Consider the following 14,085-nt stretch of genomic DNA (forward strand, 5'->3'; position numbering starts at 1 on the left):
TTTAGTTGCCTTCCAGGAAACTCTTCAGCTTGTCCGAGCGGCTCGGGTGGCGCAGCTTGCGCAGTGCCTTGGCCTCGATCTGGCGGATCCGTTCACGCGTGACGTCGAACTGCTTGCCGACCTCTTCCAGCGTGTGGTCGGTGCTCATTTCGATGCCGAAGCGCATGCGCAGCACCTTGGCTTCGCGCGGCGTCAGCGAGTCCAGCACGTCCTTGACGACGTCGCGCATGGAGCCGTGCAGCGCCGCTTCGGCCGGGGCCAGCGTGTTGGTGTCCTCGATGAAGTCGCCCAGATGGGAGTCGTCGTCGTCACCGATCGGCGTTTCCATGGAGATCGGTTCCTTGGCGATCTTCATGATCTTGCGGATCTTGTCTTCCGGCATCTCCATCTTCTCGGCCAGCGTTGCCGGATCCGGCTCATTGCCGGTTTCCTGCAGGATCTGGCGCGAGATGCGGTTCATCTTGTTGATCGTCTCGATCATGTGCACCGGGATACGGATGGTGCGCGCCTGGTCGGCGATCGAGCGCGTGATGGCCTGGCGGATCCACCACGTGGCGTACGTCGAGAACTTGTAGCCGCGGCGGTATTCGAACTTGTCCACCGCCTTCATCAGGCCGATGTTGCCTTCCTGGATCAGGTCGAGGAACTGCAGGCCGCGGTTGGTGTACTTCTTGGCGATCGAGATTACCAGGCGCAGGTTGGCCTCGGTCATCTCGCGCTTGGCTTCGCGGGCACGACGCTCGCCCTCGGCCATCTTGCGGTTGACGCCCTTCAGTTCCTTCAGCGGCAGCACCACGCGCGACTGCAGGTCGATCAGCTTCTGCTGCAGTTCGTGCACGGCCGGCACGTTGCGCTCGACAATGCCGCTGTAGCCCTTGCCGTCGGCCACCACGGTGTTGATCCACTCGAGGTTGGTCTCGTTGCCCGGGAAGCGGGCGACGAATTCCGAGCGCGGCATGCCGCACTTGTCGACCACGATATTCAGGATCGAACGCTCGAGCTTGCGCACTTCGTCCACCTGGCCGCGCAGCGTGTCGCACAGGCGCTCGACATTGCGGGCGGTGAAGCGGATGCCCATCAGCTCGGCCTGGATCGCTTCCTGCGCCTTGACGTAGGGCTTGGAGTTGTAGCCGTCCTTCTCGAACGCGCGGCGCATCTTGTCGAACTGCTCGGCGATCACGCGGAATTTCTCCAGCGCGTTCTGCTTCAGCTCTTCGAGCTGGCGGGCGGAGGCACCAGCGCCGGCGCCGCCTTCGTCGTCATCGTCCTCGTCGCCTTCCTCTTCGTCGTCGGACTCGATATCCTCTTCGTCAGACGCCGCGGCCGGGGCCGCGGGCGCTTCAGGGGCTTCGTCGGCGTTCGGGTCGATCAGGCCGTCGACGAATTCGTCGATCTTGATCTCGTCGCTGGCGACGCGCTCGGCGTGGGCGAGGATCTCGGAGATGGTGACCGGGCAAGCCGAAATCGCCATCACCATGTCCTTCAGGCCGGCCTCGATGCGCTTGGCGATCTCGATTTCGCCTTCGCGCGTCAGCAGCTCGACCGTGCCCATTTCGCGCATGTACATGCGCACCGGGTCGGTGGTGCGGCCGAACTCGGAGTCCACCGTGGACAGGGCCGCTTCGGCCTCTTCCTCGGCTTCTTCTTCGCTGGTTGCCGACGGGGCATTGTCGTTGAGCAGCAGCGTCTCGGCATCCGGCGCCTGTTCGTAGACAGCGATGCCGATGTCGTTCAGCGTGGCGACCAGCGTGTCGATCGTTTCCGAATCGACCATGTCGTCCGGCAGGTGATCGTTGATTTCCGCGTAGGTCAGGTAGCCGCGCGACTTGCCCAGCTTGATCAGCGCCTTCAGCTTCTGGCGACGCAGCTCGAGCTCTTCCTCGGTGCCCTGCTGGGTCGAGGCGAACTCCTTGAGCAGGGCCTTTTCCTTGGCCTTGCGGTCCTTGGCCTTCTGCTTTTCGGTCTTCGGTGCCGCGGTGGGGGTCGCCGCCGGCATATCGTTCTCGTAAAACTCTTCAGTCACGTCGTCTGTTGTGCTGTCGTCGTGCTGCATCCCGGCCTTGGGCTTGCGGCCACGCTTTTTCGGCTCCGGCTTGATTGCCGGCGCAGCGGGACGCTCGGATGCAACGGATGCAGGTGTCGCGGCGCGCGCCTTGGACGCCGTCGCGGTGGTGTCCGCCTTGGCGGTTCCGCTCTTGGCGCCGGCTGCTGCCGCTCGCTTGCTCTCGACTTCGGTATTCTGCTGTTTCGCCACGGTGATACTCTTGCCTTTCACTGGTGCAGATGCGGCGACCTTGCCGCTCGTACTGGCGCTCTTGCCGCTCTCGCGTGCCGAAGTCGAGGCCTGTGTTTCCTTGGATGTGCGAGTCCTGGTGTGAGTCGTCTCGGCGGGCGTCTTTGCAACGCTACGCGCGGACTTTGATGGCGCAGACCGGGCTGGTGTCTTGACTGACGCGGTCGATGTCTTCGCCGCCGTTGTTTTCACAGACGCCTTGCCGCTCCCTGATTGGGGAGCTTTCGAGGTAACCGTTTCGGTTGCTTTGGCCTTTGCCATTGGCACGCTCACTTTCACCAGAACTGGGAAGAAAGATTTCGCAATCCAAACCGGCTATTGTAGCACGCCACAGATAGCCAGCTTCCGGTCAGGTGAGGTTTTCACCTGAAAAATCAAGGCTTAAGCTCGGCGGTGCCGGCCCAGCCCCTCATTCAACGCTTACTGCTGCCTCCTGGTTGATAGCCAGTGTGATAGCCAGTGCGCCCAGCGGCGCCTCAGCCAAGTTGGCGCCGCCGGTGGATTTCACTCACCAGCCAGCGCATGCGCTGCTTGCCCGCCTCATCGGCCGTGCCGGCCACCACTTCCGCCTGCAGTCCGTCGAGTTCGCGCCGGAGCGGCTCGGCCAGCAGCTTGGTGATGGCCGCATCGAATTCCTGGGTCGCGGGTGCTTCCTCGATCTCTTCCCGCAACACCGCGGTGCGCGCCCCGGCATACACTTCAGCGTAGAGCGACTGGGCCAGATGTTCGCTGAAGGCCGCAAAGTTGACCTCGCCCTGGATTGCGTCACACGCCGACACCAGGTGCGCCAGCACCTCGCTTTCACCGCCGGTCTCGCCGTCGAGCAGCAGCGCGCGGGCATCCTCGTCGAGCCGGGCCGACAGCGCCGGGTAGCACATCAGCAGCTGGATCACCCGCTGCTCGAGCCCGGTCGGGGCCTGGCGCCGCGCGCGCGGGCGCGGTTTTTCAAAGCGGCCCACCCGGGACGGATCGCTGCGCAGGCCGCAGATTGCCTCGATCTCCGCAGGTGTCGTACCCGTGGCATCGGCAAGTTCACGCACAATCTGTAGCCGCAACCCGCCGGAGGGCATTGCCTGCAGCAGCGGCTTGGCCTCATATTGGGCACGGGCGCGGCCTTCCGGCTGGCGCATGTCCAGTTCTTCGGTCACCGATTGCAGCAAGAACCGCGACAGCGGCATGGCATTGCGCACCTGGGCGGCAAAGGCATCGGTACCCTCTTCGCGCACATAGCTGTCCGGATCGTGCTCGGCCGGCAGGAACAGGAAGCGGATGGTCTTGTTGTCCGCCACATGCGGCAGGCAGGCTTCCAGCGCGCGCCGCGCGGCGCGGCGCCCGGCCGCGTCACCATCGAACGAGAACACCACCGCGTCGGTCTGGCGCAGCAGCTTCTGCACATGCACAGGGGTGCACGCCGTGCCGAGGGTGGCAACGGCATTGGCAAAACCGAGCTGGGCCAGCGCCACGACGTCCATATACCCTTCGACCACCAGCACGTAGCCGGTTTCCCGAATGGCGTGACGGGCCTCGAACAGCCCGTACAGTTCCGTGCCCTTGCTGAACAGCGGGGTCTCGGGCGAGTTCAGGTACTTGGGCTCGCCCTGCCCCATCACGCGGCCGCCGAAGCCGATCACGGCCCCTTTGGTGTTGCGGATGGGGAACATGATGCGGTCGCGGAAGCGGTCGTAGCGGCGCGACTTGCCGTCCGCATCGCGCTTGTCGCTTTCGATCAGCAGGCCGGCCTCGACCAGCGGGGCGGCAATGTTGTCGTCACGATAGCTGCCGAACACGGCCTCCAGGCCCTGCCAGTCGTCCGGGGCATAGCCGAGGCCGAAGTTCGCGGCGATCTCCCCGGTCAACCCGCGGCCCTTCAGGTACTGGATCGCCTGCGGTGCGCTGCGCAGCTGGCGGCGGTAGAAGTCGGTCGCTCGGCTCATAGCATCGGACAACGCCACCGAACGGGCTTGCTGCTCGGCGCGCTGGCCCGGCGGCAGCCGGTCGCGCTCTTCCGGCACGGACATGCCGACCGACTGGGCCAGTTCGCGCACTGCCTCCGGGTAGGACTGGCCCGAGTACTCCATCAGGAAGCCGATGGCCGAGCCGTGGGCGCCGCAGCCGAAGCAGTGATAGAACTGCTTGGTCGGCGATACCGTAAATGACGGGGACTTCTCGTTATGGAAGGGGCACAGCCCCATGAAATTGGCGCCGCCCTTCTTCAGCTGTACGTACTTTCCCACCACATCGACAATGTCGACACGGTTGAGCAGGTCCTGAATAAAGGATTGCGGAATCACCCGACTGACCGTCCTGAGGCATGGCCGTCCCGCGGCGGGCGGCGTTTTTCTAGGAATGCGTGACCGGTGCGCGCCCGGTTGCTATCGGATTATTGTAGTGCAGCGACGATAAGGCCGCCCGGACTTGTTTTCAACTCCGTGCATCTGCGCCGAACCTCTTTGATCCGGCATTCATCACGCTTACAACCGATTAAATCAGCATTTACTTCGGAGTCAGCGCGGCCTTGACCAGGGCCGACACGGCGGTCATGTCGGCGCGCCCGGCCAGCTTGGCCTTGAGGACGCCCATGACCTTGCCCATGTCCTGCGGACCGGCGGCGCCGGTGGCGGCCACGGCCTGCTGCACCTCGGCGGCGACTTCATCGTCCGACAACGCCGCAGGCATGTAGACCTTGAGCACTTCGACCTCGGCCAGTTCCTTGTCGGCCAGGTCGGTGCGGCCGGCCTGCTGGAATTGCGAGATCGAGTCCTTGCGCTGCTTGATCAGTTTTTCGACCACGGCCAGCACGGCGGTATCGTCCAGTTCCACGCGCTCGTCGACCTCGCGCTGCTTGATCGCGGCCAGCAGCAGGCGGATGGTGCCGAGGCGATCCGTTTCGCGGGCGCGCATGGCGGTCTTCATGTCTTCGCTGATACGGGCTTTGAGGGACATCGTGATCTTCCAGAAAGTGGGTGGACACTCACAGGTGGTGGCGGTGGCCGCGCGCTGCAAGGGTCCCAGAACGCAAAAACCCGCCGAAGCGTACGCCACAGCGGGTCGGATGCAAGCGGAAGGCGCCGGGTCAGTACAGCTTCTTCGGCAGCATCTGGCTGCGGATACGCTTGTAGTGGCGCTTTTCGGCGGCAGCCTTCGTGCGCTTGCGCGCGGCGGTGGGCTTTTCGTAATACTCGCGGGCCCGAAGTTCGGGAATCAGCCCGCTCTTCTCGATGGTGCGCTTGAAACGGCGCATAGCGACTTCAAAAGGCTCGTTTTCCTTGAGACGGATCGTGGTCATTTGGCCGGAAAATGGGAATTTTCGGGATAAGCGGCTTTACGAAGCCTCGGATTGTAGCACCAACGATCTTTAGCGGAAGTGGCGCGCAACGGACACTGACGACATGCCGTTTGCGCCGCATTTCCACCAGACAGCCCGGCTGCTCATGCCACCGACTGCCCTGCGGCCGACGTCCGTGCCGCCTCGGCTACCGCCTCCCCGGCCGCCACCGCGGACGCCCACGCCCACTGGAAGTTGTAGCCGCCCAGCCACCCGGTCACGTCGACTACCTCACCGATGAAATACAGGCCAGGCACGTCGCGAGCCATCATCGTCGTCGATGACAAGGCGCGCGTATCCACGCCTCCGATCGTCACCTCGGCCTTGCGATAACCCTCGGTGCCGGACGGCATGATGCGCCAGTCATTGAGCGTGGCCCCGAGCTTGCGCAGTGCCTTGTCCGTAATATCGTGCAGCGGCAGCGTGGCATCCACGCCCGACGCCGCGCACCAGGCATCGGCCAGTCGCGCCGGCAGCCGTTGCGCCAGCAGGTTGCCCAGGTGCTTGCGGCTGCCGCCCTTCTGCTCGAGCAGCCAGGCCGCGGCGTCCTCGCCGTCGAAAAGGTCGATGGCGATCGGCGTGCCCGGGCGCCAGTAGCTGGAGATCTGCAGCACGGCGGGGCCCGACAGGCCACGGTGCGTCCACAGCAAATCCTCGCGGAAGGCGCCGGCGGTTTTGCCGCTGGCGGTGGCGACGTCGACTTCAAGCGAGACTCCGGCCAGCGGCGCGAACGGCGCCCAGTCCTTGCCGTCGAAGGTCAGCGGAACCAGTGCGGGCCGGGTTTCGACGATACCCAGGCCGAATTGCCGGGCGATGCGGTAGCCGAAGTCGGTGGCGCCGATCTTGGGGATCGACAGCCCGCCCGTGGCCACCACCACGGCCCCGGCGCGCACCGTGCCGGTCGAGGTCAGCAGCAGGAAGTCGTCGCCCTCGCGCCGGATCTCGGCCACGGTGCAGCCGGTCTGCCAGCGCACATGGCCGGTGTCGCATTCGGCATGCAGCATGGCGATCACGTCTTCCGCGCTGTCGTTGCAGAACAGCTGGCCGCGGTGCTTCTCGTGCCAGGCGATGCCGTACCGGCGCATCAGGTCGAGGAAATCCTGCGGCGTGTAGCGTGCCAGCGCCGAGCGGCAGAAGTGCGGATTGGATGACAGATAGTTGGCGGGCCCGGCCTGCAGGTTGGTGAAATTGCAGCGGCCGCCGCCCGAGATGCGGATCTTTTCGGCGAGCTTGGTGGCATGGTCGATCAGCACCACGCGTGCGCCGCCCTGGCCGGCTACGGCGGCGCACATCATGCCGGCCGCACCCGCGCCCAGCACGGCCACGTCGTACCGGCCCGTCCGGGTCGTTGCCACCCCGCTCATCGCACGCCTCGCAAATCCATTGTGTTGCCACCGCTCAAGAAAGGGCAGATTGTAGCGAAAAGCACGCAGCGCGCCGCTGTGCTACCCTGCGCGCTTCCTGCAACCTGTTGTTTCCACAGCCGTTTCCTTGATCGGGACGGCCGTATGCTCCTCACCCATGCTTGTCCTCGGCATCGAATCTTCCTGCGACGAAACCGGGCTGGCCCTCTACGACACCGAGGCCGGCCTGCTCTCGCATGCGCTGCACTCGCAGATCGCCATGCACCGCGACTATGGCGGCGTGGTCCCCGAACTGGCCTCGCGCGACCATATCCGGCGTGTGCTGCCGCTGCTGGAGCAAGTGCTGGCCGAGGCCGGCCGCGCGCGCAAGGACATCGACGCCATCGCCTTCACCCAGGGCCCGGGGCTGGCCGGCGCGCTGCTGGTCGGCGCCTCGGTGGCCAATGCGCTGGGCTTTGCGCTGAACGTGCCGATGGTCGGCGTGCACCACCTGGAAGGCCACCTGCTGTCGCCACTGCTGACGCCTGAGCCCCCGCCGTTCCCGTTTGTGGCGCTGCTGGTGTCGGGCGGGCATACGCAACTGATGGATGTGCGCGGCATTGGCGATTACACGTTGCTGGGCGAGACGCTGGACGATGCCGCGGGCGAGGCCTTCGACAAGACTGCCAAGCTGCTCGGCCTGGGCTATCCGGGCGGCCCGGAAGTGTCGCGGATGGCGGAATTCGGCACGCCCGGCGCGTTTGCGTTGCCGCGGCCGATGCTGCATTCAGGCAACCTGGATTTCTCGTTTGCGGGCTTAAAGACCGCGGTGCTGACGCAGACGCGCAAGCTCTCCAATACCTGCGAGCAGGATCGGGCCAACCTGGCGCGTGCCTTTGTCGATGCGATTGTCGACGTCCTTGCCGCCAAGTCGATGGCGGCGCTCAAGCAGACCGGTCACAAGCGGCTGGTGGTGGCCGGCGGCGTGGGCGCCAACCGGCAGTTGCGCGAGCGACTGGACCAGCTTGGCAAGCAGCGCAAGATCGAGGTGTATTACCCGGACCTGGCGTTTTGCACGGACAACGGCGCGATGATCGCGTTTGCCGGGGCGATGCGTTTGCAGGCAGCGCCGGAGCTGGCGCGGCGCGATTATGGTTATGGCGTGACACCGCGCTGGGACCTGGCAGATATCAGGCTGCCGTCCGCAGCCTGACACCAAAGAAAAAAGCCACCGCGGTGGCTTTTTCAATCTCTGCGACAACCCGATCAGTCGACGCGCTTGTCGCGCTCGATCACCGCATACGCGCTGTGGTTGTGGATCGACTCAAAGTTCTCCGCCTCCAGCACATAGGCGACGATGCGATCGTCCGCATTCAGGCGCATCGCGATATCGCGCACCAGGTCCTCGACGAACTTGGGGTTCTCGTAAGCACGCTCGGTAACGAACTTCTCGTCCGGACGCTTGAGCAAACCCCACAGCTCGCACGAAGCCTCTTCCTCGGCCATGCGCACCAGTGCTTCCACCGGCAGATCATCGGCCAGCTCCACGTCCATGGTGATATGCGAGCGCTGGTTGTGCGCGCCATATTGCGAGATCTTCTTCGAGCACGGGCACAGGCTGGTCACCGGCACCAGCGCCTTCAGGAACACGCGCGTGGCGCCATTGCGCACTTCGCCGGTCAGCGTGACCTCATAGTCCAGCAGCGACTGCACGCCCGACACCGGCGCGATCTTGCTGATGAAGTACGGGAAGGTGACCTCGATGCGGCCGGCCTCGGCTTCAAGCTTTTCCAGCATCTTGTCGAGCAGCAGGCGGAAGCTCGCCAGTTCCAGCGGCTCTCGCTCTTCTTCCAGCAGCGCGACGAAGCGCGACATATGCGTGCCCTTCTGGTCCGCCGGCAGGTGCACGTCGAGGTTGAAGGTGCCCACGGTCGGCACCACGCCGGTCGGGGTCTTCAGGGTCACGGGATATCGCACGCCCTTGACACCGACGCGCTGGATGGGGATCTGGCGGGTGTCGAGGCTCGACTGGACGTCGGGCATCACGAAGGCGGGATTGATGTCATTCATCTACGGTTTCCTCCAGGGCTGCGCCAAACGGGGCGGCACAGCTCCTTACGGTCGCGGCATTTTCGCAGTCCATCCATGCCGCGCAACGAGTGTGAAACCACGGGACCCGGCATATGGCACGCCGACCCGCAGCTGCGAACACAAAAAGGGGGAGTTTAAGGGAATTCGGACGCACTCGTGGTGCAGCGCCCCGGATCCCCTATTGCGGAGCAGGTGATCACCGGCACACCGGCGTCACCTGCAAGCGGTGGATCACGCCACGCGCGAAGCGACCGTGACCTTGGGCTGGTCCAGGCCGAAGCGCTCGCGCACCGAACGCTCGATACCAGCGGCGTCCAGCCCGCATTGCTGCAGCAGGTAGGCCGGGTCGCCGTGGTCGACGAAGCGGTCGGGCAGGCCCAGTACCAGCACCGGGATGTCGATGCCGGCTTCGGCCAGCGCTTCGAGCACCGCGCTGCCGGCGCCGCCCATCACGCTGCCCTCTTCCACCGTTACCAGGAAGTCATTCTCCGCGGCCAGGCGCTTGACCAGTTCCACGTCGAGCGGCTTGACGAAGCGCATGTCGGCCACGGTGGCGTCAAGCACTTCGGCGGCGCCCATGGCCGGATGCAGCATCGAGCCGAACGCCAGGAAGCCGACACGATGACCCGCGCGCGCAGCGCCCTCGCGGCGCACCACACCCTTGCCGACCGGCACGCCGGTCAGTTCGGCGGCAATCGCCGCGCCCGGGCCGGAGCCGCGCGGATAGCGCACGGCGCTCGGGCCCGACTGGTGGAATGCCGTGGTCAGCAACTGACGGCACTCGTTCTCGTCGGACGGCGTCATCACCATCATGTTGGGGATGCAGCGCAGGTAGGCGATATCGTAGGCGCCGGCGTGCGTGGCGCCGTCCGCGCCCACCAGTCCGGCGCGGTCGAGCGCGAATACCACCGACAGGTTCTGCAGCGCCACGTCGTGGATCAGCTGGTCATAGCCGCGCTGCAGGAAGGTCGAATAGATCGCCACCACCGGCTTCAGGCCTTCGCAGGCCAGGCCGCCGGCAAAGGTCACCGCGTGCTGCTCGGCGATGCCGACGTCGTAATAACGATCCGGGAAGCGCCTCTCGAACTCCACCATGCCCGAGCCTTCGCGCATGGCGGGGGTAATGCCGACCAGGCGCTTGTCGGCGGCGGCCATGTCGCACAGCCACTCGCCGAACACCTGCGTATAGGTCTTGCGCGCCGGCTTGGCCGCCGGGCGGATGCCCTCGGCCGGGTTGAACTTGCCCGGGCCGTGATACAGGATCGGGTCGGCCTCGGCCAGCTTGTAGCCCTGGCCCTTCTTGGTGACCACGTGCAGGAACTGCGGGCCGGCGCCCTCCAGCGCGCGCTGACGGATGTTTTGCAGCGTCGGCACCAGCGAGTTCAGGTCATGCCCGTCGATCGGGCCGATGTAGTTGAAGCCGAATTCCTCGAACAGCGTGGCCGGCACCATCATGCCCTTGGCGTGTTCCTCGAAGCGCTTGGCGAACTCCAGCACCGGCGGTGCCACCGACAGCACCTTCTCGATGCCCTTCTTGGTGGCCGCATAGAACTGGCCGCTCAGCAGCCGCGCCAGGTGGCGGTTGAGCGCGCCCACCGGCGGCGAGATCGACATGTCGTTGTCGTTGAGCACCACCACCAGCGGCAGGTCCTTGTACACGCCGGCGTTGTTCAGGGCCTCGAAGGCCATGCCCGCGGTCATCGCGCCGTCGCCGATCACCGCCACCGAGACGCGCTGCTCGCCCAGCGTGCGCGCGCCCAGCGCCATGCCGAGTGCGGCCGAGATCGAGGTCGACGAATGCGCGGTCCCAAAGGTGTCGTACTCGCTCTCGCTGCGACGCGGGAAGCCCGAGATGCCGCCCCACTGGCGCAGCGTGCCCATGCGCTCGCGGCGCCCGGTCAGGATCTTGTGCGGGTAGCTCTGGTGGCCCACGTCCCACACCAGCCGGTCGTCCGGGGTGTTGAAGACGTAGTGCAACGCGATGGTCAGCTCGACCGTGCCGAGGTTGGATGACAGGTGGCCGCCGGTCTGGGAAACCGCCTCCAGTACATAGGCGCGCAATTCCTCCGCCAGGGTCTGGAGCTCGCGCCGGTCGAGCTTGCGCAGGTCTGCGGGGGCGTCAATCTTCTTGAGGAGTGCGTAGGTCATGATGTCCGTTCGGCCGCCGGTTTCTTGCGTCCGGCTCTTCATTTCAGTGTGTGCGCAGCACGATCAGGTCCGCCAGGTCCGCCAGGCGGGCCGCGCGGCCCCCAAAGCCAGCCAGCGCCTGGTGAGCGTCGGCGCGCAATGCCCCGGCCAGTTCGCGCGCCGCTGCCAGCCCCATCAGCGACACGTAGGTCGGCTTGTCGTGCGCGGCGTCCTTGCCGGCGGTCTTGCCCAGCGTGGCCGTATCCGCAATGACGTCCAGAATATCGTCAACCACCTGGAACGCCAATCCCACCGCCGCCGCGTACCGGTCCAGCGCGGCCAATCCCTGCGCGTCGATTTCACCACACAGCGCGCCCATGCGCACGCTCGCGCGCAACAGCGCGCCGGTCTTCATGCGGTGCATCGCCTCGAGCGCGTCGCGCGTCATCGCGCGGCCCACGTTCTGCAGGTCGATCGCCTGGCCCCCGGCCATGCCGGTCGAGCCCGACGCCAGCGCCAGCTCGGCCACCAGCTTCAGCCGCGCCGCGGGCGCCACGGCCTCGGCGCCGGCCAGCACGATAAAGGCCTGGGTCTGCAGCGCGTCGCCCACCAGCAGCGCAGTGGCCTCGTCATAGGCCTTGTGCACGGTGGGACGGCCGCGGCGCAGGTCGTCGTCGTCCATGCAGGGCATGTCGTCGTGCACCAGCGAGTAGGCGTGGATCATCTCTACCGCGCAGGCCGCGGCATCGCAGGCGGCCGGATCGGCCCCGCTTACCTCGCCGGCGGCGTGCACCAGCAGCGGCCGCACGCGCTTGCCGCCGCTCAGTGCAGCATAGCGCATCGCCTCGTGCAGCGTATGCGGCACGGTGTTGGCATCGGGCAACGCTGCCTGCAGCGCGGCTTCAGTCCGGGCGCCCTGCGCCTGCATCCATTGGGCGAAGTCGCTCATTCGTCGTCCCCCTCCAGCCCGCGGCCGCCGCCACCATTGGCACCGTTACCGCCATTGCCCTCTCCGGCCAGCGGCTTGAGCACATCGCCTTCCAGCACCTTGACCTGCTGCTCCACGCGCTCCAGCTTCTGCTGGCAGTAGCGCACCAGTTCGGCGCCGCGGCGGTAGGCCGCCAGCGACGCCTCCAGCGGCAGCTCACCGCTCTCCATGCTGGCCACCAGGGTCTCGAGCTCGGCCATCGCGGCTTCGTAGGAAGCGGGCGGCGCGGAAGCCGCGGTGGTGTCGTCGGTCTGGACCGGAGCGGTCGTCGTTTTTGGCATGTCTGGCCCTGGAAATAAGGAACCCCGGGGGAAACCCGGATGGGGAAGCCCGGATTTTACGCCAAAGCCGGCCCTTGCCCCATCCTTGCGCATCCGCAGTGCAAGCTCCGATGAGTGCCTTTGGGGCATATGTGACTTGTGCGCTCGGGTCGTCTTTCCGAATGCGCCCGGTACGGCACCCCGATGACGACCCGGGTCGACTTTTTCGCTAAAAAGGCAAAAAAATCAGTCCCTTAACTTTTTGGCTCGGGTACAATCTCCCCCTCGCCGCCAGGGGGCTACCGGACGTTGCCGACCTGGCGGAAGTCTTTCCCAAATCGATTCAATTTTCGATGGTTGGGTTGTTCACTGCTTTCACCTGTTCATCTGGGAGTGGGGATAATGTCCAATCTCAGCACCGCGCTCAATCTGGCGCCGGCTGATACGCAACTGCCCGTCGGCGTCTATTTCGACGAAGCGCTGCATCAACAAGAACTCGAACTGCTGTTCAGGAATGGCCCGGGCTACGTCGGCCACGAGCTGATGGTTCCCGAAGTCGGCGACTACCACACGCTCAAGGCCGAGGACGAAGGCCGCATGCTGGTACGCAATGCCGCCGGTGTCGAACTGATGTCCAATGTCTGCCGCCACCGCCAGGCCATCATGCTCAATGGTCGCGGCAATGCGCAGAACATCGTCTGCCCCCTGCACCGCTGGACCTATGACCTCAAGGGCGACCTGCTCGGCGCGCCGCATTTCGACCAGCAACCCTGCCTGCACCTGAAGCGCTCGCCGCTGCAGAACTGGAACGGCCTGCTGTTCGACGGCAAGCGCGACGTGCGCGCCGACCTGGCCAGGCTGGGCGTGGCAAAGGACCTGAACTTCGACGGCTATATGCTGGACCATGTCGAGGTGCACGAGTGCGACTACAACTGGAAGACCTTTATCGAGGTCTACCTCGAGGACTACCACGTCGTGCCGTTCCATCCGGGGCTGGGCAGCTTCGTGTCCTGCGACGACCTCAAGTGGGAGTTCGGCGAGTGGCACAGCGTGCAGACCGTGGGCCTGCATGCCGGCCTGAAGCGTCCCGGCAGCCCGACGTACCAGAAATGGCACGACGAGGTGCTGCGCTTCAATAACGGCGTACTGCCCAGGCACGGCGCGATCTGGCTGACCTACTACCCTAACATCATGGTGGAGTGGTACCCGAACGTGCTGGTGATCTCGACGCTGCACCCGGTCGGCCCGCGCAAGACGCGCAATGTGGTCGAGTTCTACTACCCCGAGGAAATCGCGCTGTTCGAGCGCGAGTTCGTCGAGGCCGAGCGCGCCGCCTACATGGAAACCTGCATCGAGGACGACGAGATCGCCGAGCGCATGGACGCCGGGCGCCTGGCGCTGCTCAAGCGCGGCACCAGCGAGACCGGCCCGTACCAGTCGCCGATGGAAGATGGCATGCAGCACTTCCATGAGTGGTACCGCCGCGCCATGGCCTACGCGGGCTAGTGCGATAACCGCACAGCGCAAGCAACGACGGACCGCCACCGCGGTCCGTTTTGCATTGCGGTCCGATGTGCGCTGCTAGAATCATCGTCCGGCGACGGCCAGCGCATGCTGCCGCGCCAGTTCGTTCCGCGGCGCGGGGCCGCGATGAAGCC

General features: G+C 65.6%; 11 protein-coding genes. 2 read left to right on the top strand and 9 right to left on the bottom strand.

Features of this window, described 5'->3' with window-relative positions; all coding sequences use genetic code 11:
• Position 1: 1 nt before the first annotated feature.
• The 5 genes from rpoD to ABNX08_RS16065 form a co-directional block, all read right to left on the bottom strand.
• Positions 2-2,275 (bottom strand): RNA polymerase sigma factor RpoD, encoded by a 2,274-nt coding sequence (rpoD, locus tag ABNX08_RS16045; protein ID WP_041681117.1) that lies wholly within the window; start codon positions 2,273-2,275, stop codon positions 2-4.
• A gap of 494 nt (positions 2,276-2,769) precedes the next feature.
• Positions 2,770-4,584 (bottom strand): DNA primase, encoded by a 1,815-nt coding sequence (dnaG, locus tag ABNX08_RS16050; protein ID WP_022536087.1) that lies wholly within the window; start codon positions 4,582-4,584, stop codon positions 2,770-2,772.
• A 202-nt stretch (positions 4,585-4,786) separates the two neighbouring features.
• On the bottom strand, positions 4,787-5,236 hold the full coding sequence (locus tag ABNX08_RS16055; protein ID WP_349608798.1) for a GatB/YqeY domain-containing protein: 450 nt from the start codon (positions 5,234-5,236) through the stop codon (positions 4,787-4,789).
• Positions 5,237-5,366: 130 nt separating this feature from the next.
• The gene (gene rpsU, locus ABNX08_RS16060; protein WP_022536089.1) at positions 5,367-5,579 is read right to left on the bottom strand and encodes a 30S ribosomal protein S21; all 213 of its coding nucleotides are present in this window, start codon (positions 5,577-5,579) and stop codon (positions 5,367-5,369) included.
• 143 nt (positions 5,580-5,722) lie between these two features.
• Positions 5,723-6,982 (bottom strand): NAD(P)/FAD-dependent oxidoreductase, encoded by a 1,260-nt coding sequence (locus tag ABNX08_RS16065; RefSeq protein WP_022536090.1) that lies wholly within the window; start codon positions 6,980-6,982, stop codon positions 5,723-5,725.
• Between the two features lie 157 nt (positions 6,983-7,139).
• On the opposite strand from ABNX08_RS16065, the gene tsaD reads away from it, so the two are divergent.
• The gene (tsaD, locus tag ABNX08_RS16070) at positions 7,140-8,174 is read left to right on the top strand and encodes a tRNA (adenosine(37)-N6)-threonylcarbamoyltransferase complex transferase subunit TsaD (RefSeq protein WP_022536091.1); all 1,035 of its coding nucleotides are present in this window, start codon (positions 7,140-7,142) and stop codon (positions 8,172-8,174) included.
• 53 nt (positions 8,175-8,227) lie between these two features.
• Here the strand turns inward: tsaD and folE2 are convergent, their stop codons facing one another.
• The 4 genes from folE2 to ABNX08_RS16090 all read right to left on the bottom strand — a co-directional run bounded on the left by folE2 (position 8,228) and on the right by ABNX08_RS16090 (position 12,448).
• Positions 8,228-9,031: a GTP cyclohydrolase FolE2 gene (folE2, locus tag ABNX08_RS16075; protein ID WP_022536092.1), complete on the bottom strand. Its 804-nt coding sequence runs from the start codon at positions 9,029-9,031 to the stop codon at positions 8,228-8,230.
• A gap of 252 nt (positions 9,032-9,283) precedes the next feature.
• Entirely contained in the window at positions 9,284-11,200 is a 1,917-nt protein-coding gene (gene dxs / locus ABNX08_RS16080; RefSeq protein ID WP_022536093.1) for a 1-deoxy-D-xylulose-5-phosphate synthase, read from the bottom strand.
• A gap of 43 nt (positions 11,201-11,243) precedes the next feature.
• On the bottom strand, positions 11,244-12,128 hold the full coding sequence (locus tag ABNX08_RS16085; RefSeq protein ID WP_349608795.1) for a farnesyl diphosphate synthase: 885 nt from the start codon (positions 12,126-12,128) through the stop codon (positions 11,244-11,246).
• Complete coding sequence (locus ABNX08_RS16090) at positions 12,125-12,448, bottom strand: exodeoxyribonuclease VII small subunit (RefSeq protein WP_022536095.1); 324 nt, start codon at positions 12,446-12,448, stop codon at positions 12,125-12,127. Before ABNX08_RS16090 ends, ABNX08_RS16085 begins: the two co-directional genes overlap by 4 nt.
• Before the next feature lie 381 nt (positions 12,449-12,829).
• Here ABNX08_RS16090 and ABNX08_RS16095 point away from each other — a divergent pair, with 381 nt between their 5' ends.
• Positions 12,830-13,933, top strand: a complete 1,104-nt coding sequence (locus ABNX08_RS16095) for an SRPBCC family protein (protein ID WP_022536096.1) — start codon at positions 12,830-12,832, stop codon at positions 13,931-13,933.
• Positions 13,934-14,085: the final 152 nt, after the last annotated feature.

Source organism: Cupriavidus sp. DF5525 (genome assembly GCF_040149425.2).
Classification (GTDB): Bacteria; Pseudomonadota; Gammaproteobacteria; order Burkholderiales; family Burkholderiaceae; genus Cupriavidus; species Cupriavidus pickettii_A.